The organism is Vibrio sp. 10N.247.310.17, from assembly GCF_041466605.1.
Lineage (GTDB): Bacteria > Pseudomonadota > Gammaproteobacteria > Enterobacterales > Vibrionaceae > Vibrio > Vibrio tasmaniensis_A.
This window is the reverse complement of the sequence record NZ_JBFSTC010000013.1, coordinates 20,951-42,939: the sequence shown is the minus strand read 5'-3', so window position 1 is coordinate 42,939 and position 21,989 is coordinate 20,951. Positions and strand designations below refer to the sequence as shown.

17 protein-coding genes and 1 pseudogene are annotated in these 21,989 nt (G+C 44.8%); 7 read left to right on the top strand and 11 right to left on the bottom strand.

Annotated features, from left to right (window positions below; genetic code table 11):
* The first annotated feature begins 300 nt into the window (after window positions 1-300).
* Window positions 301-3,156, top strand: coding sequence for an FAD-binding and (Fe-S)-binding domain-containing protein (locus AB6D80_RS06365; protein WP_372188071.1), 2,856 nt, complete (start codon window positions 301-303; stop codon window positions 3,154-3,156).
* Between the two features lie 139 nt (window positions 3,157-3,295).
* Here AB6D80_RS06365 and AB6D80_RS06360 read toward each other — a convergent pair whose 3' ends face one another.
* The gene (locus tag AB6D80_RS06360) at window positions 3,296-3,538 is read right to left on the bottom strand and encodes a hypothetical protein (protein WP_372188055.1); all 243 of its coding nucleotides are present in this window, start codon (window positions 3,536-3,538) and stop codon (window positions 3,296-3,298) included.
* Window positions 3,539-3,562: 24 nt separating this feature from the next.
* On the bottom strand, window positions 3,563-4,432 hold the full coding sequence (locus AB6D80_RS06355) for a GyrI-like domain-containing protein (protein WP_017097778.1): 870 nt from the start codon (window positions 4,430-4,432) through the stop codon (window positions 3,563-3,565).
* A 115-nt stretch (window positions 4,433-4,547) separates the two neighbouring features.
* On the opposite strand from AB6D80_RS06355, the gene AB6D80_RS06350 reads away from it, so the two are divergent.
* The 4 genes from AB6D80_RS06350 (at window position 4,548) to AB6D80_RS06335 (ending at window position 8,330) form a co-directional block, all read left to right on the top strand.
* Window positions 4,548-5,696, top strand: a complete 1,149-nt coding sequence (locus AB6D80_RS06350; RefSeq protein WP_017100901.1) for a PLP-dependent aminotransferase family protein — start codon at window positions 4,548-4,550, stop codon at window positions 5,694-5,696.
* Between the two features lie 313 nt (window positions 5,697-6,009).
* Window positions 6,010-6,999, top strand: coding sequence for a rhodanese-related sulfurtransferase (locus tag AB6D80_RS06345; RefSeq protein WP_017100902.1), 990 nt, complete (start codon window positions 6,010-6,012; stop codon window positions 6,997-6,999).
* A gap of 467 nt (window positions 7,000-7,466) precedes the next feature.
* Window positions 7,467-7,724 carry a YdcH family protein gene (locus AB6D80_RS06340; RefSeq protein ID WP_010432560.1) on the top strand — a complete coding sequence of 86 codons (258 nt, stop codon included), beginning with the start codon at window positions 7,467-7,469 and terminating at the stop codon, window positions 7,722-7,724.
* A gap of 96 nt (window positions 7,725-7,820) precedes the next feature.
* Window positions 7,821-8,330 (top strand): N-acetyltransferase, encoded by a 510-nt coding sequence (locus tag AB6D80_RS06335; RefSeq protein WP_017100903.1) that lies wholly within the window; start codon window positions 7,821-7,823, stop codon window positions 8,328-8,330.
* An 11-nt stretch (window positions 8,331-8,341) separates the two neighbouring features.
* On the opposite strand, the gene manA is transcribed toward AB6D80_RS06335, so the two are convergent.
* From manA to AB6D80_RS06300, 7 genes and pseudogenes are all read right to left on the bottom strand, one after another.
* Window positions 8,342-9,547, bottom strand: coding sequence for a mannose-6-phosphate isomerase, class I (manA, locus tag AB6D80_RS06330; protein ID WP_372188053.1), 1,206 nt, complete (start codon window positions 9,545-9,547; stop codon window positions 8,342-8,344).
* Window positions 9,548-9,814: 267 nt separating this feature from the next.
* Window positions 9,815-11,155, bottom strand: a complete 1,341-nt coding sequence (locus tag AB6D80_RS06325; RefSeq protein WP_372188051.1) for an MFS transporter — start codon at window positions 11,153-11,155, stop codon at window positions 9,815-9,817.
* Window positions 11,156-11,163: 8 nt separating this feature from the next.
* Entirely contained in the window at window positions 11,164-12,660 is a 1,497-nt protein-coding gene (uhpB, locus tag AB6D80_RS06320) for a signal transduction histidine-protein kinase/phosphatase UhpB (protein WP_371707005.1), read from the bottom strand.
* Window positions 12,660-13,268, bottom strand: coding sequence for a transcriptional regulator UhpA (gene uhpA, locus AB6D80_RS06315; RefSeq protein ID WP_086051394.1), 609 nt, complete (start codon window positions 13,266-13,268; stop codon window positions 12,660-12,662). Before uhpA ends, uhpB begins: the two co-directional genes overlap by 1 nt.
* Window positions 13,269-13,470: 202 nt before the next feature.
* On the bottom strand, window positions 13,471-14,865 hold the full coding sequence (uhpT, locus tag AB6D80_RS06310; RefSeq protein ID WP_009846131.1) for a hexose-6-phosphate:phosphate antiporter: 1,395 nt from the start codon (window positions 14,863-14,865) through the stop codon (window positions 13,471-13,473).
* A 366-nt stretch (window positions 14,866-15,231) separates the two neighbouring features.
* Window positions 15,232-18,147: pseudogene (locus AB6D80_RS06305) on the bottom strand (alkaline phosphatase family protein).
* 113 nt (window positions 18,148-18,260) lie between these two features.
* The gene (locus tag AB6D80_RS06300) at window positions 18,261-18,596 is read right to left on the bottom strand and encodes a DUF1840 domain-containing protein (protein ID WP_017100906.1); all 336 of its coding nucleotides are present in this window, start codon (window positions 18,594-18,596) and stop codon (window positions 18,261-18,263) included.
* Between the two features lie 334 nt (window positions 18,597-18,930).
* Here AB6D80_RS06300 and AB6D80_RS06295 point away from each other — a divergent pair, with 334 nt between their 5' ends.
* On the top strand, window positions 18,931-20,121 hold the full coding sequence (locus AB6D80_RS06295; RefSeq protein WP_102582608.1) for a GGDEF domain-containing protein: 1,191 nt from the start codon (window positions 18,931-18,933) through the stop codon (window positions 20,119-20,121).
* Here the strand turns inward: AB6D80_RS06295 and AB6D80_RS06290 are convergent.
* Window positions 20,118-20,399, bottom strand: a complete 282-nt coding sequence (locus AB6D80_RS06290; RefSeq protein ID WP_009846127.1) for a hypothetical protein — start codon at window positions 20,397-20,399, stop codon at window positions 20,118-20,120. The two genes, AB6D80_RS06295 and AB6D80_RS06290, sit on opposite strands and share 4 nt — an antisense overlap.
* Before the next feature lie 158 nt (window positions 20,400-20,557).
* Here AB6D80_RS06290 and AB6D80_RS06285 point away from each other — a divergent pair, with 158 nt between their 5' ends.
* Complete coding sequence (locus AB6D80_RS06285) at window positions 20,558-21,430, top strand: pirin family protein (protein ID WP_102582593.1); 873 nt, start codon at window positions 20,558-20,560, stop codon at window positions 21,428-21,430.
* Window positions 21,431-21,661: 231 nt separating this feature from the next.
* On the opposite strand, the gene AB6D80_RS06280 is transcribed toward AB6D80_RS06285, so the two are convergent.
* A complete protein-coding gene (locus AB6D80_RS06280; RefSeq protein WP_009846125.1) occupies window positions 21,662-21,943 on the bottom strand; it encodes a pyrimidine/purine nucleoside phosphorylase in 282 nt (93 codons plus the stop codon).
* Between the last annotated feature and the right edge of the window lie 46 nt (window positions 21,944-21,989).

Sequence of the window (21,989 nt, the reverse complement as noted above, 5' to 3'; positions counted from 1 at the left end):
GGGCGTGTTGATCTTTCGAGCTGATTTTTGCAGCGAGTTGCTGGGTATTTATACAAGGCAGAGGCGTCGATGTGTAGCTAGCCTACATAAGAAGCCGATAACGTAGTAGAAATGGCCAGCAAACGCTGCCCGAAGGGTTCAGCTAAAAGCGTTTTACTCTTTGTTGAGGCGGATTTGCTTAGAGTGACTAGGCTACTTCCCCCTCGCCGCGATTAAAACGCTTTTATCTCGAACAAAATTTAATCACGAAAGGTCAACACGCCCTGAACAGTGCCAAATAAGAAGCACAAGGAAGCAATGATGGAGACAACCACATCCCATGAGCGAGTAATAGACGCACAAGCTTATCAGCAGCTTGAAGCGATACTGGCTCAAAAAATAGAAACAGAACGCATTGTCACTCAAGAGGCAAAGCGATTGGCTTACGGCACCGATGCGAGTTTCTATCGCTTGGTGCCGAAAATGGTTCTAAGGCTCAAGAACTTAGACGAAGTCATATTCACCATTCAAAGTTGTCGCGAACTCGGTATTCATTTTACCTTTCGCGCCGCTGGCACCAGCTTGTCAGGGCAAGCCGTTTCAGACTCGGTACTCATCACACTGACCGATGACTGGCGTGGCCACGAAATCGTCGACAACGGCAATCAAATCATTCTTCAACCGGGCGTGATTGGCGCTGATGCCAACAAATACCTTGCCCCTTTCCAACGTAAAATCGGCCCAGATCCAGCTTCAATCAATACCTGTAAAATCGGTGGTATCGCCGCGAACAACGCCAGCGGCATGTGTTGTGGTACTGCGCAAAACTCGTATCGCACCGTTGAGAGCATGAAAATCGTATTGAGTGATGGCTCCCTGCTTGATACGGCTGACAACGCAAGTGTTGAGGCATTCAAGCAATCACACAAAGCACTGTTTGAAGGCATTGTCGAATTACATCAACAGACAGCGTCAAACCAAGAACTCGCAGACAGAATCCGCCACAAGTACCGCCTCAAAAACACCACTGGCTACGCTCTGAATGCCTTGGTCGATTACCACGATCCAATTGAGATCATCAAACACTTGATGATTGGCTCAGAAGGCACACTTGGTTTCATTGCTGAGATTACCTACAACACGGTGATCGAACATCCGAACAAAGCCTCGGCTCTGTTGGTGTTTGCCGACATCGAACAAGCCAGTAAAGCCGTTACTACGCTATCAAAAACGCCGGTTGCTGCCGTTGAATTGATGGATGGCAGAGCGCTGCGTTCAGTCGCGGATAAACCGGGTATGCCTGCATTTATGCCAAGCTTGGACTTAGAAGCTGCGGCTATTTTGGTTGAATCACACGCCAGCTCCCAGCAGGACTTAGATTTACAATGTAAATCAATTTTGGACGCATTGACTGAATACACGATTGTTGAATCGGTCCCTTTCACTTCCGATCCAAAGACAGTCGCGACCCTATGGGGCATCCGAAAAGGCATGTTCCCTGCTGTTGGCGCAGTGCGTGAAGTTGGCACAACCGTTATCATCGAAGACGTGGCTTTCCCTGTCGAAAACCTCGCTAACGGCATTCGAGAGCTGCAAGAACTGTTCGACAAATACGACTACAGCGAAGCGATCATTTTTGGTCATGCCCTAGAAGGCAACCTGCACTTTGTGTTTACTCAAGGCTTCGACAGCCAAACAGAAATCGACCGCTACGGCGATTTCATGGATGATGTTGCCGAACTGGTTGCGGTGAAATACCAAGGTTCTCTAAAAGCAGAGCATGGTACAGGTCGTAACATGGCGCCTTATGTGGAATTGGAATGGGGTAAAGACGGCTACGCCTTGATGCAACAGATCAAAGCGCTGTTTGACCCAGAAAGGCTGCTTAACCCCGGCGTTATTATTAACGACAATCCGAATTCACACATCACCAATTTGAAGCCAATGCCTGCTGCCGATGACCTTGTCGACCGCTGTATCGAATGTGGCTTCTGTGAGCCTGTTTGTCCGTCTCGTACCTTAACTCTATCGCCACGCCAACGTATCGTGCTGTACCGCGAGTTACAACGCCGCCGTGCTGCAGGTGAAGAGATAGAAGCAAGTGAGCTAGAGAAAACCTTCGAATACCAAGGCATTGATACCTGCGCCGCAACCGGCCTATGCGCCGAGCGTTGCCCAGTGGGAATCAACACTGGTGACTTGATTAAGAAGCTTCGTGTTGCCAAGTACGAGAAGTTCACTCCAATTGCTAAGTGGACAGCGGATCACTTCTCGACCACCACAAAACTTACTAAGGCCGGCCTCAAAACCAACCAAGTGGCGAGCAAAGTATTAGGCACAAACACAGTCGGCAAGCTAACCAACGGCTTGCGCTCAATAACTAAAGGCGCGACACCGGTTTGGATGCCGGAGATGCCGCAATCCAATAGCCACTCGCTAGTCTCATCACCAGTGACAGCAGAATCCTCAAGCAATCACAAGAAGGTGGTTTACCTCCCTTCGTGTGCGAGTCGAACCATGGGTCAACAAAGCGATGCGGGCGATCAACGTCCTCTAACGGAAGTGACCATGTCTTTGCTTAACAAAGCCGGATTTGAGGTGATTCTTCCGAAGAAGCTAGACGACCAATGTTGTGGCATGCCTTACGACAGCAAAGGGATGACCGATTTAGCTCAATCTAAAGCGCAACAGCTCGAAGAAGTGTTATGGCAAGCGAGTCGTCAAGGTGAATACCCAGTCTTAATGGATACCAGCCCATGTGCTAAACGCAGTATTGAACAGTTCACCAAACCGTTAGAGGTACTAGAGCCGACAGGGTTTGTGAACCAATACTTGCTTGAGCACCTGACACTTGAGCCGCTCCAAGAAACCGTGATGCTGCATGTGACTTGTAGCTCTCGTCGAATGGGTTTAGAAGGCGCGATGTTGAACCTTGCTAAAGCCTGTACCGAAGAGGTGATTGTTCCTGAGCATATTCAATGCTGTGGTTGGGCAGGTGATAAAGGTTTTACCACGCCAGAGCTGAATGAAGCGGCGGTACACCCACTCAAAGAACAAGTGCCGAGCAACTGTACTCGTGGATTCAGCAACAGTCGAACCTGTGAGATCGGTTTGTCGCACCACAGTGGCATTCCGTATCAATCCATCTTGTACTTGGTGGACGAAGTGGCGCAATAGCTTCACTCTTAGTACAGAGCAATTTGCTCTAACTTAAAACGAAAATGGCAGCCCAATCAGGCTGCCATTTCTTTATTCGTTTGTTCGAAAGATGCTACTTAACTGGATGCTGATAAGCTAACCGTTATTAAACTAGATATTACAAAGCTAAGCGCATCAACTCTTCTGGCGAGTAGTGTTCTGCTTCTGCACCTTTGGCGATTAAGTCGATCACTTGAAATTCGCTCATGCCACCAAACTCTTTGGTTAAGTAATCACGAAACGCTTTCTCGTTCGGCCACTTACCTCGCACGATATAGCCCTCTTCTTTATCGAAATCTTCCGTTTCAAAGAAGGAAAAGTCGGTCATACCAATATTGTGGCAATACAAAACGAGATACATAATTTTTCCTCAAAAATGGGGTTACTAATAAAAACTCACTGGCAGATAGAAATCAAGCTCAAACACTTCATCACTGTTGAGAAAATGATTCTGATGATAATGCACATACGCGGGAGTCGAGCGCTGTTTGAAACCAGAAGCAGGTAACCATTTTTCTAATACCATACTGATCTGTGGTAGCAGTTCACCATAACGGCCATTCAGTCGAAATACCGCGTGTAACCCACCCGGAATCACCATCTGGTTCACAACACTGCGATACTTAATCGGCTCATCAATCGCGATACACGCCACATAGCGGCACTGGTCCATTTCCACCCAAGCAGGGTTTGAGTGATGCAAACCAAATTGGCTCGAAAAGTCACGCTGTTCTGAGTTCGCCCACGCTTTCAATATCAACCACGCGTTGCGAATAGAACGGTTATAACCCGTATGTCGAACATAAGCCGCCATTCGCTCCGGTGTTTCAACGATCTTCGGTTCAGGTAACACTCGCTGCGCTACGTTCAAATAACCCGCCGCTACTTCGGGATCTTTCAAATAGGGTTTTTCTGCTATCTGTAAGTCGTGTTTACGCCATTCTCCCGGTGACATGTTAAAGGTCGCTTTGAATGCTCGGCTAAATGAAGACACCGAACTAAAGCCACATTTACTAGCAATCTCTACCACTGACGACGTGGTATCGAACATCAATTGATTGGCTGCATACTCCATTCGAGTGCGTCGAATGTACTGATGTAGCGACTCCCCAACCACGCTTTTAAAGGTGCGGTGGAAGTGTTGTTCTGAATAAGCCGCAATCTCGGAGAGCGCTTTTGCCGACAGAGGTTGGCTGATGTCTTGATGAATATGGAACAAAACATCATTGATTCGGGATAAGTGTTGTCGTGACATCGTTTAAATAGCATAAATGGACATGTTTAAGAGCATAAACGGACACGCTAGTTTTTACAATTGCCGTGTAATATCAAGCGATAGAATAAAAACGATAAACGACGAGACACAACACATGGAAATCGCACAGTCATTACAACAGATTCAATCTTCATACATTCGAGAGATCCTCGCAGCCGCAAGTGATCCAAATGTCATCTCATTGGCCGGTGGTTTACCGGACGAGAAAACATTCCCAATCGATTTAATGAAGCCAACGCTAGAAAACCTAGCGAACATGCCTGAAGTTTTCCAATACGGTTCGACTGCCGGTTACGGCCCGTTGCTTGACCACCTTACACAAAGCTACCAATTGCCAGAATCACACACGGCAATGATCTGTACTGGCTCTCAGCAAGGTTTGGATTTGATTGCACGTGCGTATGTTGACCCGGGTGATGTGGTTGTGATGGAAGCGCCAAGCTACTTAGGTGCGATGCAGGTGTTTGGCCTAGTTCAAGCAAACATTGCAACCGTGTCTCAAACTGAATTTGGCCCGAACCTAGATGAACTGGAAACGTGCTTTGCACAGCAATCACCGAAGATGTTCTATGCCGTGCCTGATTTCCACAACCCAACCGGCGTGTGCTGGGCAACAGAAACTCGTCAAAAAGTCGCTGAGCTGTGTATCAAATACAACGTGGCATTCATTGAAGATGCACCATACCGTGAGCTACGTTTCACAGGTACAGAACTGCCGTTGGTTTCTTCGTTCTGCCCTGACAACTCTATCGTTCTTCGTTCATTCTCTAAGATCGCATCGCCAGGTTTACGTATTGGCGCAGTAACAGGAAAACGCAGCTACCTTGAGCCACTGATCAAAGTGAAGCAAGGCGCGGATTTACACTCAAGTGTACCAATGCAAGCACTGCTTGTTGGTCTTCTAAAACATGAAGACTTTGGCGTACACATGGAAAACATTCGCACCCTGTACAAGTCTCGTTATGAAGTACTGTTCTCAGAATTAGAGAAACAACTGCCTGCAGATTGCGTCTTAAAAGCCGTAGATGGCGGGATGTTCATTTGGGTAGAAATCCCAGAGTGCGACACCTTTGAACTGGCTAAAACTCTACTATCGAATGGTGTAGCGGTTGTACCAAGCCCAGTATTCTATCCAAAGGCCGATGAAGCCAAAGCCGCACTGCGCTTAAACTTCACCAACGCCAACCCAGAAGAGTTGACTGAAGCGGTGAAACGCTTAGCGGAAGTACTGAACCAAGCGTAATCGCTGATTAAGTCAGACAGATTCAATACCAAGGCCCTGATGTATTTTTACAGCAGGGCCTTTTTGGTTTGGGAATACGTGTTGTAATTCGAACCAGATAAAACGGTTTCATTGCATTTCTTAGTCCAAAAACCACACTGGTAATAATGCTAAATAGCCCTACTTTTGGTTGGTTTTTGTCCTTCCTTGGCTTGGTTATACTGCGGCGGATTTTAATAAGCCAATATGGGCAAACCTGAGTAAATCAAACTCAGTATGTATCATAAAAGGCAACGCTCTGGATTTACGTTCCAGCTCGCAGAAAGGAAAAACCATGTCTCAATATGTTGTATGTGCTCTGTATAAATTCGTAGCACTTGATGATTACCAAGAAATTCGCCAGCCACTCACTGACGTGTTAGAAGCCAACCAAATCCGCGGTACTTTGCTACTTGCGAGTGAAGGTATCAACGGCACCGTTGCAGGTAAGCGCGAATCTATCGACGCTCTTCTTCAATGGTTCAAACAAGATTCTCGTTTGGCTGATGTTGTTTACAAAGAGTCGTTCAACGAAGAACAACCATTCAACCGCACCAAGGTTAAGCTCAAGAAAGAGATCGTAACCATGGGCGTTGAGGGTATCGACCCACGCCACGTTGTCGGCACTTACGTGAAACCAAACGAGTGGAACGCTCTGATTTCTGATCCTGATGTAATTCTGGTTGATACCCGTAACGACTACGAAGTGGACATCGGCACATTCAAAAATGCTGTAAACCCAAACACAGAAACCTTCCGTGAATTCCCTCAGTACGTTGAAGAAAATCTTGATCCTAAGAAGCACAAGAAAGTCGCGATGTTCTGTACTGGCGGTATTCGTTGCGAAAAATCAACAGCCTACATGAAAGAGCAAGGCTTTGATGAGGTTTACCACCTTGAAGGCGGCATTCTTAAGTACCTAGAAGAAGTACCAGAAGAAGAGAGCATGTGGGAAGGCGACTGCTACGTATTTGATGGTCGTGTTGCAGTTAACCACCAGCTAGAGAAGAGCGGCTACGACGTGTGTAACGCTTGTCGCCTGCCAATCACAGACGAAGACAAAGCATCTGAGCACTTTGAGAAAGGCGTAAGCTGCCCTAAGTGTGTTGATAAACACAGCGATGAGCAGAAAGCGCGTTTCCGCGAACGTGAAAAGCAAGTTCAACTGTCGAATGCCCGTGGTGAAACCCACGTAGGTGGCGAAGCCGCTCACCTTATCGATCAACGTAAGAAAGAAAAGCTTGCACACAAAGAGCAGCAACGCTCTGGTAAGAAAGCAAAGTAAGCTTTCTGCTTTCAACACACATAGTTCTAAACATATAACTATAAATAGTTAGCTATATACACAAAAAAGGGCGCAAGTTCGAAGATGATTTCTCGAGTTTGTGCCCTTTTTTGATCGCTTTACGGCTTTGTGTTTTGAACCACATTTCTTTCGATAAATTGCTTCTATACTGTCAGGGCGTGTTGACCTTCCGCGGTTGGATTTTGTTCGAGATAAAAGCGTTTTAATCGCGGCGAGGGAGAAGTAGCCTAGTCATTCTAAGCAAATCTCCCTTAACAAAGAGTAAAACGCTTTTAGCCGAACCCTTCGGGCAGCGTTTGCTGGTTATTTCTACTACGTTATCGGCCTCTCATGTAGGCTAGCTACACATCAAAGCCTCTGCCTTGTAGAAATACCCAGCAATTCGCCGCAAAAACAAGCTCGAAAGATCAACACGCCCTAAAAATCCGACTAGAGAGGAAGTGCCAATGCTCAATGAAAACCATGCCTTTATCTTAGATTTCCCAGATCTTAAATTAGACATTGTTCAGCTCAACCACGACGACGAAAAATTCAAAGCAGACATGCAGAAATACCACCAACTCGACTACGACATCCGTCAGCTAGAAATCTCTGGCAGCCCTATCGATGACGACAGCATGCACAACCTCAAAGTTGAACGCATGGCGCTAAAAGACTCGCTACACAAACAGCTCACGCGCCACCACGCACTTAAGATCGTATAGAAAAATCAGTCCAAGACTTTATTCTAAGCCATGCATCACGCATGGCTTTTTGGTTTCATCACATCGCAATTCTAAGCTAATTCGGCTTCTTCAATTATGTTACTGTTTGCTTATTCAAAGGCGTTTGATAAGGAAGAAAGCAAAGTGGCAAGACAAGAAGAGAATATACAACTCCAGCTCGTTTCAAATTCTGAATTCGAAGAACTGTTTACGTGTGTTAAACAAGGTCTTTTCATACACGTAGATAACGTTTTCGGATGGGACGACGACTTCCAACGTCAACGCCTAATCAATGATTATCATCCCTCTTGGTTTCATTGGATATATAGCGAAAATGAGAAAGTAGGACTAGTCTGCTTTAAGCCTTATGACAACGCATACCATATTCATCTGCTGATCATTTCCCCTCAATACCAAGGTCAGTCTCTTGGTAAAAAAGTCATGTCACTCATCCACGAAAAAGCCCATCAAGAACAACGAAACCAAGTCACTCTGTCGAGCTTTAGAAGTAACACCCGCGCCATCAGTTTTTATCAGGCGCTTGGCTACCAAATTGTTGATGATAGTGATACTAATTTCGTGGGGATGACTCTCTATTTAAACTAGAAGCGACTTCGCTAATTAAACGCTCTCGCCACTCGCCCTTTGCTGCTCAATTCGTAATGGCCAATATAAGCTGGGATAAATACCGATTGCCCTTTGGTGAGGGTTAAGTGCTCGCCTTTCTGACTCATTAGCACTAGATCATCATCTATTGCCATTAAAATTTCAGCGCCACTTGTGATAACTTCTTCTTGATGAGGACGATGAAAGATATTGAAATTGAAGTCACTGACTGGGATATCATAACAATCACATTTACCCAGTTTTGATGGCTCTAACAACAAGCCTTCGAACGGAATTGGCGTGAATTTTGTGCAGGCGACTAACTCAGCGACATCAATGTGTTTTGGCGTTAAACCTGCTCGTAGCACGTTGTCTGAATTTGCCATAATCTCAAGCCCGGTACCTTTAATGTAAGCGTGCGGAGTGTTCGCATTCAAATACATCGCTTCACTCGGCTCCAATGTGATCAAGTTAAGCAGCAGAACACAAAACAAACCGATATCGTTCGGGTACTGATGGCTAAGCTCAGTAACCAAAGCAAATTCAGCTTGGTCTTGATGAGACTCTGCGTAAGTCAGAAGTTGATCTAATGCTTGATGTTTACGTTGGTCATCTAGCGTTAACAGATCGCGGAAAAAAGCTTCTAAGCCTAGAGAGTCAAGGTGGGTCCCAAACTCTTCAATCAAGCCAGCGAGCACGCTAGAGTCTAATCTTCTGAACAAACCTAATATTTCGTTAAATTCTCGAAAGCCATTCATCGCTTGGTATTCAGTGATCGCGTAAACCAATTCAGGTTTATGGTTAGAGTCTTTGTAATTACGATGCCCTGCAGTCAGAGGGATTCCTGCTTGCTCCTCTCTCGCAAAGCCTAACTCGGCTTGGTGCTTGTTTGGGTGGACCTGGACCGATAGCGCTTTTTCCGCTGCCAAGATCTTAAACAAGAACGGCAGTTCACCGAACTCCTGCGCAATATCAGTAGATAAATAAGCGGGTTTATTCTTGTTAATCAGCTCAGAGAGAGGCACCAAATGTTGGTCAAGCTTAACCATTGAGCAACCTTTTGGATGCGCTCCCATCCAAACTTCCGCTTGCGGCTCTTGTGACTCATTCTTAAAGCCAAACAGTTCACGTATCGAAGAAATACTCCCCCATGCATAATTTTGGATGGTGTTTTCCATTGGGAAAAATGAGTATTCTGAGAAGTGGCTGAGTGACATGGCGTTTTCCGTAGTGAGCCCTTTGAACACAATTCAGAGAGCTAATTTCTAATAACGTAAATAATTAGAAAGACTACAGAGAGCAGCTAGAACCCACATGAGATGAGGTCTTAGACGCAATAGGAAAAATTCTTAGAAACAGGTGAGAACCATGAAAAGCGTGAAAAGAGTCACATTTAAATGCTACGTATAAAAAACGCTGAAGATAGGGTAGCTGCATAATAACCAGAGGACCATTAGCAGCTATCTTATTTACGAAGAAATCCCTTAAAAGCCAGAGCGAACCTCTGCACTTTTCTGAGGCGATTGGGCTTGTAGGAAAGGCAGTAGCAGCAAGCCAATAACGGCCGCACAAGTCGAGATGGTAATGAAGAACCCACTCCAACCATAAGTTTCTAGAACGAGCGCTAATGGGTAGCCAGAAAGTGCTGCACCCATATAGGCAAATAAGCCAACAAAGCCTGTCGCAGCTCCTGCGGAGTCTTTATGTGAGCATTCCGCGGCAGCCATACCTATTAGCATTTGAGGGCCAAACACAAAAAAGCCTACACAAAACAGCCCAGCCGCTTGAAACACAAAGTTGGTTAGAGGCATAAGCCATAAAGCGGATACCGAGAGGAAGATACCAATCGCGAACAGGATATTCATGGGACCACGGTTACCACCAAACAGCCTATCCGATCCCCATCCAGCAACAAGTGAACCAACGAAACCGCCAATCTCAAACAGAGACAACGCAGCGTTGGCGTTTATCAAACTATAATCGTGCTCTTCGGTGAGATATAAATTGCCCCAGTCGTTAACTGCCGTTCTTACGATGTAAACCAACACATAGCTAAAGGCGAGCAGCCAAATGTACTTATTGCTGAACACATAGGCTTTCAGGATCTCTCGATAGCTTAACCCTTGCCCATGGCTCTCTTGCGCCAATTCTAGATGGTCATTGCGCCACTTCCCTACCGTCGGAAGCCCCATGGTCGTGGGCTTATCACGTAAGCGCCAACAGACAATGAGACCAATAAAAACACCAATCACACCCGGCCATATAAACCCAGATCGCCAACTGTATTGGAGAGTTAGATAGCCAACGAGAATAGGAATCAATGCCCCACCAACGTTGTGTGCTGTATTCCATATAGCCCAGCGAAAGCCTCTTTCGGAGCGAGAATACCAGGTCGTCAATAACTTGGAACACGATGGCCAGCCCCAACCTTGGAACCATGCATTAAGCACCCAAAGCGATATAAAAGCCGCCAACGAACTAGAAAAACCAAACGCGATATTGATCAAGCCTGTCGCGATTAGGCCGAGGCCCATGAAGTAACGCGGGTTCGACCGATCCGATATCGTGCCTGAAATAAACTTAGATAAGCCGTAAGAAAGATAGAAGAGCGTGCCAATCAAGCCGATATCGCCTTTGTCTAAGCCAAGATCGGTGATCATGGCTGGCGCGGCATAATTAAAGGTTTTACGAGTGAAGTAAAAACCTGCATAACCGACATACATTCCTATCATGATGTGGAGACGCCAATAACGATAACGCTGATTGACCTCATCATCGCCTAGAGTATGACTTTTTGACGTTGTTGAGCGCAGAAATCCAAACATATTCGTTCTCACACTTTAGGTAATGTAACGCTGATATTAGTACCCGAAGAAGAGTCATTAGCGTTGATTGTCATCTTGCCACCGAGCGCCTGAACACGCTCTTGCATACCACGAACACCCATTCCTTTGAGAAGATCCTGCGCTGTAAAACCAACACCATTGTCTGTAATTCGAAGATAAGCTTGATCGTCTAGAATCAGTTCTATTCTAATTTCACTTGCTTCAGCATATTTGTGGGCGTTGTTTAAAGACTCTTGGCACAGTCGGAAGAGAGTAACCTTGAGCGTGTCACTCAAACATGAGTAGTCACCGTGCCAATTTAACTGGATATCAACACCGTGATCCGAGAACTCCATTTCACGTATGAGCTGTTCAACGGAGTCCTTCAGGTCAAGGTCGTCCAACATTTTGGGTCTTAGCTTCGTTAGCAAGCGCTTGGTGGTGTCATAAACATTCAACGATAATGATTCAATCGTACCAGCACAGCGAACGCTCATTTCAGCTGCATCGACACGTTTGATAATGCTCGCTTGAGTCCGAATTGCCGTGATGTTCTGGCCTATCTCATCATGTAACTCACGGGCAATATCACGACGAACCGATTCTTCAGCCGTGATTAGCTGACGGGAAAGGTTTTGATTCCTAGAGAGCTCACTGCGTAATTTCGAGTTGAGATCTTTTTGTTTTTGAACAGCTAAACCAAGCAAAATACCGGTGATGGTCTGAGCGGAAAGAGACAAGAGTAAATCAGTAATTTCGAGTTTGGACGTGCCACTGTGGGCTGCAATCAACGCGACGCTATTTAGCAGGGTAGCGAGCAAGGCGCCTTGCCATCCATAACGAACGGCGAGCAAGATAATAGGGATAGCCATACAGAACGGGGCGAAGCGCCTTAGCTCATCTGGCAAACTGGTTTGTATCAAAATACTGACGACCAACAAGAGGCTGTATAAAGCGATGTGACGGATTTTGAACTCTACAACATTATGGATTAAGTAAGAGCTCAGTGGCGCCCACTTATTTTGGAATAGGTAATTCCATACCAAATAACACATCGGCACCAACATCAAACCACCCGTGATGCTCACCAACCACACCATGTAAACAGCCGGAACATGAGAACTGACCACGGCAACATTGATGAGTGCTGTGACCATGATTAAGCTCGCCATCACTAACAAGTGACGATTCAGGTCACCAGAATAATAACGTTTGGCAATTAGAGTGGCTGGAATACTTAGTCCACTGGCGATTAGTATCGTCAGCCATTGAGGTTCATCAAGTAGTAGAGCTAGAGCAATCGCGAGCCCCCACTCTGCAATATAGATAGCAGGCCAATAGTGAGTGCGAGTGTGCAGCGTCATTCCTAACCGGAGTGAGAATGGGAAAAGCAGAATGGCTAACTCAGGGTCATTAATGAAATAGAAGGCAATAACCCATAAACAGAACCATGCACAGCCAGCCATAAAAACCCCGCATAAGGAGGTGGCTAGATAAGAACGCATTAGTACTGGTCTTGAGTGAACAATTTAGCTAACTCAACGTTGTTCTTAACATTGAGTTTGTCCATGGCATTGGCACGGTGCACATGTACCGTTTTATGGCTAACCTCTAACTCGACGGCAATAGATTTCACGTCGAGCCCTGTCGCTAATAACTGGCACACTTCGCTTTCCCTGCGGGTGAGCTGATTTAACGAGGCTTTATTCTTCATTGGTGTCGCCAGTTTTATGGCGATATCTGGCGTAAGGTAGCAGCCACCATTTGCGCTCGTGTGTACGGCCTGAATTAACTCATCAGGGCTACAGCGTTTACTGAGATAACCTTTAGCTCCTAACTCTAATGACTTTTCAACCATCGCCGGAGAGTCATGTACGCTCAACATAATGCTAGCAATGCCAGATGGAATCTCTTCCAATAAGCTCAGGCCACTTTCATCTTGCATTGAAATATCCAAGATAACAACATCAGGGTGACAACTTGGCAGTCCGAGGCGCGCTTCTGCCGCAGAGTTAAACTCCCCCACGACCGTTATATCAGTTTCAAGACTGAGTAATTGAGCGAAGCCAGATCGAACAATGACGTGGTCATCAACAAGCGCAACATTAATCATGATATTAACCAAAATTAAGAGTAAGACAGAAAAATAGCCCCATCAGGAGCTATTTAATATTAAGTTTATCGGTACAGATGATACTGAATAGAACTAACGATTGGTATGATCTCACGTGCTTTAAACCAATAAATCACGTGAAACTATCTACCCGAAACTCTCTTTGCGACAACAAATGCGCGAGAACAAGTACTCAGACAAGCTACGCGTTTTGAGCCGCTAGGTGCATCTTCTTCGCGTGACGAATCTTCTTCTCTTCCGCAATAGCAACGAACAGCAGTAAAACAATACAAATGGCAGCAGAAGTATCGAGTGCTGCAAATGTCCCTTTCCAACCTGTTAAGCCGAAAATAGGCGTTCCGTCTGCAATCATGCCTAGGCCAAGTTTGGCAAAACTGTCACCAATTAGGTAAGCAAATGTGCCTTTCACGCCATCAGCCACACTGATTGCTTTCTTAGGAACAAAGCCTACCGCAGCAACACCAATCAACAGCTGAGGACCGAATACTAGGAAGCCAAGTACGAATAGTGATGCTAGGTACATGAACTCGCTCGTTGCATGCTGATAAAACTCTAGAGATACAATAATCAGTCCAAGCGATACACAAGCAACTAAAGCACGACGTCCGTTAGCAAGGTCTGATAAATAACCCCACATTAATGTACCGACCAGAGCGCCAACTTCAAACAGAGTAAAGCCTGAAATAGCCGTTTCTTTTGATAGACCTAACTCTTGATACGCATAAACGGTAGACCATTGATCGATACCGATACGAACAATGTACAAAAAGATATTCGCGAAGCAGAGTAACCAGATCACTTTGTTTTTAAGGATATATTCAACAAAGATCTCTTTCTTAGTCATTTGATTTTCTTCAGCAATAGTATCTTCTTCGCTGATTTCTTCGTCAAACAACTCTTCAACTGTACCTAAACCGTATGCTTCTGGAGAGTCGTTACCAAAACGCATCCCAATAAAACCAACCACAATCGCGATGATCGATGGGAACACGAACATACCAATTACGTTGCCATCAAAAAAGTAGTTAGCGCCAAACAGCGCTACACCAGCAGCACCTGCACCACCTACGTTGTGTGACATGTTCCAAAGACCTAAATACGACCCACGCTTATTACGAGGCGTCCATTTAGTAATAGTCGAATAACTTGAAGGGCCACCGGTACTTTGAAAGAAACCACTCAATGCGTAGAAGGCAACCATCATGAATAAGCTAGCGCTGCCGCCACCCAAGCTGAAGCTAAAGCCCAACATGGCAAGGCCAGATAGGATAAGCATGAATGGCAGGAACTGCTTGGTGTTTTTGCCATCCGCGTAGTAGGAAACAACCGTTTTACCAATACCATAAGTAATTGAAAAGCCAAGACCAATAAGACCTAGATCGGTCATTGATAATCCATAAGTAGAAATCATGTCGTTTTGCGCGACATTGAAGTTCTTACGGATTAAATACATGGTCAAATAGCCAATGAATACGACTAGGTACGATTGTAGGAATGGTTTAAACCACATTTTTCTTCTAGTTTCGACCGGAAGATCCAGCGTCGGTTTTCTAACCTGATCTAGGAACTTTAACATTGTGAACTCTCTTATTATTGATGAGGTCTGCACGGAACATTACTGACCATGCACTCTTTGCAATTCGATGATGAAATAATAAGGAGTCTAAAAAGCGACCGCATGAGAGAGGGTCTTAGAATAACTAGGAAAAATTCTTAGTTCAGAATTGGGAGTCAAGAAAGCGTGAACAGCATCACTTTATTTAAAATGTGTTATGTCGTGAAGAGGTATTGGAAAGGTGTCGTTAGTTAAGGTATTTAATAGGTGCCCCAAGCAAACTAAACATCGATTGTATTGAGCAGTTGATTGAAGTCTAAAGTGGCTAATAAAAGCCACATTAGATTCGCTTTACGGTATCGTAACCTAAACGATAAATAATAGAATTTAATTATTCTTAGACACACCCAACTTATTCAGCAACGACGGAAAACCCCAACCGTTCTCACCTTCGACCACAGGTTCTCCGGTCAAATACTCAAACAGCGTTGGAGCCAAAGAGCCATTAGCTTCGATTTTCAATTGCTGAGAGTTATCGCCAATTGGCGCTCCCCAGAATCCGATGAAGGCATCTTTCTCTAAGTAATCCTCACCAGCATGACGACCCGGCACCTTAGTGTTGTAACCAATTCCCGCTTTAGGGAACAAGTTAACCGTGCCAGCCCTATCTTCAAGGTAGATATTAGCCAGTTGATTCACTGAATCTGGTCGAGGTGTTGGTTGCGTCAATGAAGTCCACTCAGCACTGCTACACCACGTTGTCACATCCGCCTTAACCGCTCGATTAATACATTTTTCTACTAATCGAGAGTACTGTGAAAAACCAGCTTCGCTTGGTGATACTAGGTATGGATTTAACCTTTGCGTATTGAGTAAAATCGGCGCTCGATTGTCTTCCAACGACTCATAGAAAAGCTTGTCACCTTCACGTGTGATCAATTCATCGACCCGTTTTAAATCACGGTTGCCAATCACACGAACAGCGCAACGTTGTTGATCGCATGTGCTTTCTCTTACGACCATATAATCAAGACTCTCAGGCAAGCGTTGCGCTATCTGATTAATGATGTCTATGTTCTGACCAGCTGGCGCTGCAATCGGAGACCACTGCGTGAGTTCTTGGTAAACCGGCTGAACCTGCCACCCTTGAGCCGAATTAAAGAAGTCCATCATGAAGTTACCACCAGCAGTCGAGGCAACCACCACATCCAATTCCTTCGAGCTTGGGTAGCTTAGCGCATTGGTGATTTTAGGCCCTTCCCCCTCGTCCGAAGATATTTTCTTAACCACAATTGGATAATCTAGCTCTGCTTGTAAGCCTTCGAATACCTGCTTTTCGGGGTTGAGCGCGTAGAACACTGGCGTTAAACCATGATCTCCTGCCATGCCCCATAGCGTTTTATCGTAAACGCCTGCACTGCGGTAGGTCGCTTCAATCTGGCGAATCCAATAGTCCAGTCGGTTAAGCTCTCCCGTCGGCATCAGAATTTCGTCACTAAAAGGACCGGTAAAGTGTGCGAAGTGATCCGGCCATGGGTTATAAACCAAGGTGTAGTCTGGCATCCCTTTTCCATCTAACACGGCAAACTGAGTGATCGACTGTTTAACCAGAGCTCTCTTTGAAAACTTAGTGAAAAAATCAAAGCCAGATATAGACTGATACGCTTCAATATCTTCAATCAAGGCTTGACGCTTTTCTTGCAAAACCACTTCGACTTCTGAACGTTCTTGAAGCTCTTTAACGCAACGTTTCTCACCATAATCCCGCAGTGACTCACCCAAACCTAGGTTTACTAGCCCATCGTAAGTGGTGTGAGCATTCCAATCGTATTGAGCGTTGCAGTTCAGCGTTTTGAGGTAATCAAGGCGATCAAACATGGTCTGCACCTTGTTGTTTGCCATCAACACATCCAACTGCAGGGCGTCATTGCCGAAGAAGTAATAAGCTCGGTCGATCTCTCGGTCAACAAAGTGGAAATTAGGGATACCCGTACCACCGTTACCAGACACTTTTGCGCCCGTTTTGATGATCGGTAGATTACGTACGCTGATCGTCGGAGTAGAAGAGATACCCACTCGGCTTATATTATTTCGATTCTCTTGATAGAGTTTTTTGAAGAACGGAAGATAATTCGGATCACGGTAGGTTTGTTCAGACATAACTTCCATGAACCTCACCTGCTGTTGATGTTCAGGTTCAATAACCGTTTCTAGCTTAGGTTTGTATTGCGCTCGGTTTTTATGATTTTGGTAAGCAACAGAAATGAAAGGTGAATCTTCATCGACCAAGCCTTCGATCAACCCCTGCTGTAAACCGTCGACCGTCACTTGGACCGCAAAACGTTTGTGCTGTTGGGATTCTAAGAATTGTATTAGCGCATCAGGCTGGTCACTGAACGCTTGTTGCATCCAATCATCGAGCGCTTCTGCACGTTCTTCTTTAAACACAAATTGTCGGTAAGCTTTCAGCAAGTTTAAGCGTACAAAATCAATAAGCGTGATGGTAAGAGCTTGTGCTTTGTTATTCGGCTTATCAGCGTTTTCTGGTTTACCATCTTCTGCAATCGCCAACATTGCAGACTTCATGTCGCCGTCATCCATTCCCAATGCCGCTTTACCGATCAAATCAACGATGATCGGTTGAATCTGAGCGATGATCGCTAGATCTTCAGGGCTATTGGTTAAGTATGTGTAATTCGCAGGGAGCGTGTCCATATCCTGCTAGACACCAATTTCGAATAACGCATCGTAGATAACCACCATGTTGGCAATGAACTGTTCATCGATACGAATACCTTCATGATGTCCCGTTGCTTCAGTCGAGGTATCTGGCTCGTGATGCTCTGAGGTTGGCTTATCTCCAACATGATAGAGGCTATGTTCAAAGCCCTTTAGTGCCTGCTTATCATAAACCGTCGACAAGTAAGATTTGAACACATCTTCACTGCCCAAGCCTGAATAGCGGTCGTAATAACTATAGAGAAAATAACCCAAAGGAATTGAGTACGTCGGGTTGGATAACTGAGCAACGACTCTGGCTTTTGTTTTGACGTCTAAAGGGAGAGCGAGAATATACGCATCTAATGTAACGCCACCAATCGTGAAAATAGCCGCATCACGAGTGAGTCTGGCAGAATAACTTAGGCTTGAAAGCACCCGATTTTTCAACACTTCACTGGAGCTAAACACGCCACCAATGACGGGCGTTGTTGATATATCAGCCGCACTCGGAGCTGACGCAACCGCCAACGATAAGGCACTGAATAAACTGGCGTAACTGCGAACATGAGAATAAGAGCTCATCAAATTTCCTTTAGATCAACACACTTCTATAAATGCAGCGTATTGTTTCAGTTTGCATTTATTAGTCAACCTATGAAAACGTTTGTTTTCTGATTCGAAGAGCTCGAATACTCTTACAATCGCTTACCGCTACCGTCTTCCCACATCACTTCGCATTCGTCTTTAATGGCCGCTTTCAATAGTTCAACTAACGGGAAAGCTCGGCTACCGATATTAACAGGCGCTTCAACAACCTCTTCATTATCGTCATCGGTATTTTCTTGTTCTACCTGCTTGCTCTGCTCAGCGGCGATCGCAGCACGCAAATTGCTTAACGCTTGAGAAACCTCTGAAGCATCAATTGCTCCGGGGATAGTGCCACTATGTCCAAGCATCTTAATGAACTGAAGACCGACTTCACCAAACATCGTGACGCTAGCATGAGCTTTGCAACTAAAGGTAATTAACATTATGAGCCTCTATCAAATTTAGGTATCTATAAACATTAGCTATCTACCAACTATGTTAAGTAACGTATTGGAAAGCAAGTAGATAATAGCCAAGTAACTTCCTGCAACTAGAACCTTGATTGTTTCACTCTCGGATACATCTGCACCGTTAGTGACGCGCATCACTATTTATTGTGAGTCACTCATCATTTAAATATGAAACCTTGATAGTAGTCACACTAAAAAGGTCACTAACACTCTGCTATGATTTTTATTTCATCTACTATTAACATCAATTATCAAAATCTTTGGCACAAATCACATGAAAAGGCTCGTCGGCAGACACCTAGAAGAAATGGCGGACATACGATCCACTCGCAAGCAAAAAATTGTCCACTCCTTTTCACTGGCTGCCGCTGCGTTATTCACATTCTACACTTGGGCTTACTTCCAAGGTCAGCATTACACTCTGTCAATTTTCGAACTGTGTTTTGCACTTATCGCTATCTCCAATGCATTTTACGTGAAAAAAGTCACTGCCGCTGAGTATTCAGAATTGATTCTAAGTGGTGTTCTGCTCGTTCAAGGAGTCATCCTATTCTTGTACAGTCACGCCATTCCCGAGCGGACACTCTGGCTCTACCCGATTTTGGCTGCCGTCATTTTCATAAACGATTTCAGAATTGGCATTATATTCAGTACCTCATTTTGTGTATTTATCAGCACCTTGATTACAGCGATGCCTAGCAGCTTTTCTTTACCTTTTAGCAGCTCACACCGGTTTATTCTTAGCTTATTTACAATGAGCTTGGTATGTCACACATCAGCTTATTACTACACAAAAGCCGTCAGTTATATTCAACGCCTATATAAAGAGGGGATTGAAGATCTGGCCTATAGAGACCAACTAACAGGCTTGGCAAACCGTTGGAGCTTTGAACGCTGGGCGACAGAAAAACTTGCGACAGTGGATAGTGAACGCTCACTGACTGCATTAGTTTTTTTGGACATAGATGACTTTAAAGGCATTAATGATAGCTACGGACACGACGTCGGAGACAGTGTTTTACAGCATTTTGCGAATCGTTTAAGCAACAACATCCGAACCAGAGACAGGGTAAGTCATGAATACGATTATTCGATTGCGCGCTTTGCTGGAGATGAGTTTGTTTTGATGCTCTACGATGTACCAACTCGCAAAGATCTAGACGGTATTTTAGATCGGATTTGTGGGCTATTCGAAAGTGGTTGCCAGACAAACGAGAGAATCAAGGAATTGACACTCAGTGTTGGGGTTTCGTTGTACCCGCAAGATGCTCAAGAATTACATGAGCTGACGAGATGTGCTGATAAAGCGATGTATGTTGCCAAACATTCAGGAAAAAATCGATACGCTTATTATCACGATAATCCCGTATCAACCTTGATAGAAGAGCTACCGACAAACCTAGCCTTCTCAGAATCGGAATCATCTGAGCTTGAAGGTTGTCTTGAAGCGAAGGTCGAAGGGAGCAATGTTACGTTATTAAAAACGCGTCCACGCTAGCCTGCCATATACATGGCCCATAAACTCACTAGGCCAATAACAATAATCCAAACGACTTGTCGTACTAAATTTCGATTTTCGTTCTTAGATTTAGCAACGGTTTTAAAAGCGGCTTGCTTAGCCGAGTGTATAAAAGGCCCATCTGCCTGGTGCTTTCTAACACGGCGCTTAACCGCTTTATTCGCAACCTCTGTAAAACGCTGACCTTGCTCCGTTGTAAAATCGTTATCAAAGCCCATCCGACCTTGCCTTTCGCCATGTTTTTGCTGTACTGCCATAGCGGCCTCCTTGGCGGTCTGCTCTCTATTCAAGTATAGACATAATTTCATATTCTTACCTGTTCAAAATTTTCGAATAAGTCACTCAACACTGTGCCATCTTCTTTTTAAATCAAATTACATAAACTACAGCTATTCAAGTTTATGAGGATTTCAAAATGACGAGTGTAAGAGCAGTAGATCATGTGATTGCAGCACACGCTACCTCCGATGGTGATGGCGTAAAAATACAAAGACTCGCTGGTTTCAATAACACGCGTTTCTCTCCATTTTTAATGATTGATGAACTTAAGTCGGATGAAAGCAAAGATTATGTTGGCGGCTTTCCTCCACATCCTCACCGTGGGATAGAAACGCTCACTTACATGCTGCAAGGTCACTTCCAGCACAAAGACCACATGGGGAATGTTGGAGAGCTTCGCAGCGGTGGTGCACAGTGGATGGCCGCGGGTCGTGGTGTGATTCACAGCGAAATGCCAATGATGGAAGAAGGTGCACTACATGGATTTCAGATTTGGATAAACCAACCTGCAACACACAAAATGCAACCAGCGCAATATCACGACTTCCAAAATGAAAGCATCGCGGAGCATCAAAGTGAACAAAATGGTTTATTGAGAGTTATTGCTGGTGTATTCGAACTGCATAACCTAGCTGACCATGATATAGAGGCTTTACGAACGCAAGGTCCACTGCAACAAACAGGTGTGCCGTTAAGCGTAGCGGATTGGCGATGTCATTCTGGGCAAAAAATAACATTAGGGATAGATGTTAATCACAATGCCATGACTTACGTGTACCGAGGCAGTATTAAGATCGGTGATAAAGTCATCAACCAAGGTCAACTTGCGTTACTCACTAAAGCTGACTTGCTGTCTCTGAGTAGTTTAGAAGATTCAGGTGTACTGATTTTTTCTGGTGAGCCGATTAATGAACCTGTTGCGCACTATGGTCCGTTTGTCATGAACTCGATGGAAGAAATTGAACAGACGATTCAGGACTACAACAATGGCGTTTTTGAGACTTACTAATTGACGACGTCTTTGCGCTTTTAGCTTTGAATTGAAGTTAAAGATTGAAGATTGAAGATTGAAGAGATTTTGCAACGAACAACAATTTGGTCATCCATTTGATGACTGTAAAAACAAGTGACACTATCCACTGCCGGTTATTATCACTTATTTAACCACGCTCCTAGAGCGTGGTTTTTTTCTATTAAGCCATAGATAAACGATACTCTGGTTGAACGAACTCAGGCCTTCCTACAAGTATTCACACAGGTAAGCTGTCGCTTCTTTAACCTGTAAATCGAATGAAGAGTCACCCGCAACGTCAAAAGACTCACCAGATTGGAATGTCGTCCAATCGTCATCGCCAACACGCTTTACAATTAAAGCACCTTTAACAACAGTCATCTTTTCCGGAGCTGCAGTACCGAATGTGTATTCACCAGCGGCCATCACACCAACACTCACATCAGCACCAGACTGGTTAAACGCTAACGACTTAACACCGCCTTCAAAGTATGTATTTTCTTTAATCATTGTACTTCCTTGTTATCTCAAAATTGCATTACTAGGCTCAACGAAT

Excerpts from the sequence above, each read along its gene's own strand:
- AB6D80_RS06325 (WP_372188051.1), bottom strand. The coding sequence starts at position 11,155 with ATGTTTGGATTTCTGCGCTCAACAACGTCAAAAAGTCATACTCTAGGC.
- AB6D80_RS06335 (WP_017100903.1), top strand. The coding sequence starts at position 7,821 with ATGTTACTGTTTGCTTATTCAAAGGCGTTTGATAAGGAAGAAAGCAAA.
- AB6D80_RS06340 (WP_010432560.1), top strand. The coding sequence starts at position 7,467 with ATGCTCAATGAAAACCATGCCTTTATCTTAGATTTCCCAGATCTTAAA.
- AB6D80_RS06285 (WP_102582593.1), top strand. The coding sequence starts at position 20,558 with ATGACGAGTGTAAGAGCAGTAGATCATGTGATTGCAGCACACGCTACC.
- AB6D80_RS06300 (WP_017100906.1), bottom strand. The coding sequence starts at position 18,596 with ATGTTAATTACCTTTAGTTGCAAAGCTCATGCTAGCGTCACGATGTTT.
- manA (WP_372188053.1), bottom strand. The coding sequence starts at position 9,547 with ATGTCACTCAGCCACTTCTCAGAATACTCATTTTTCCCAATGGAAAAC.
- AB6D80_RS06290 (WP_009846127.1), bottom strand. The coding sequence starts at position 20,399 with ATGGCAGTACAGCAAAAACATGGCGAAAGGCAAGGTCGGATGGGCTTT.
- uhpT (WP_009846131.1), bottom strand. The coding sequence starts at position 14,865 with ATGTTAAAGTTCCTAGATCAGGTTAGAAAACCGACGCTGGATCTTCCG.
- AB6D80_RS06280 (WP_009846125.1), bottom strand. The coding sequence starts at position 21,943 with ATGATTAAAGAAAATACATACTTTGAAGGCGGTGTTAAGTCGTTAGCG.
- AB6D80_RS06350 (WP_017100901.1), top strand. The coding sequence starts at position 4,548 with ATGGAAATCGCACAGTCATTACAACAGATTCAATCTTCATACATTCGA.
- AB6D80_RS06365 (WP_372188071.1), top strand. The coding sequence starts at position 301 with ATGGAGACAACCACATCCCATGAGCGAGTAATAGACGCACAAGCTTAT.
- AB6D80_RS06360 (WP_372188055.1), bottom strand. The coding sequence starts at position 3,538 with ATGTATCTCGTTTTGTATTGCCACAATATTGGTATGACCGACTTTTCC.
- uhpB (WP_371707005.1), bottom strand. The coding sequence starts at position 12,660 with ATGCGTTCTTATCTAGCCACCTCCTTATGCGGGGTTTTTATGGCTGGC.
- AB6D80_RS06295 (WP_102582608.1), top strand. The coding sequence starts at position 18,931 with ATGGCGGACATACGATCCACTCGCAAGCAAAAAATTGTCCACTCCTTT.
- uhpA (WP_086051394.1), bottom strand. The coding sequence starts at position 13,268 with ATGATTAATGTTGCGCTTGTTGATGACCACGTCATTGTTCGATCTGGC.
- AB6D80_RS06355 (WP_017097778.1), bottom strand. The coding sequence starts at position 4,432 with ATGTCACGACAACACTTATCCCGAATCAATGATGTTTTGTTCCATATT.
- AB6D80_RS06345 (WP_017100902.1), top strand. The coding sequence starts at position 6,010 with ATGTCTCAATATGTTGTATGTGCTCTGTATAAATTCGTAGCACTTGAT.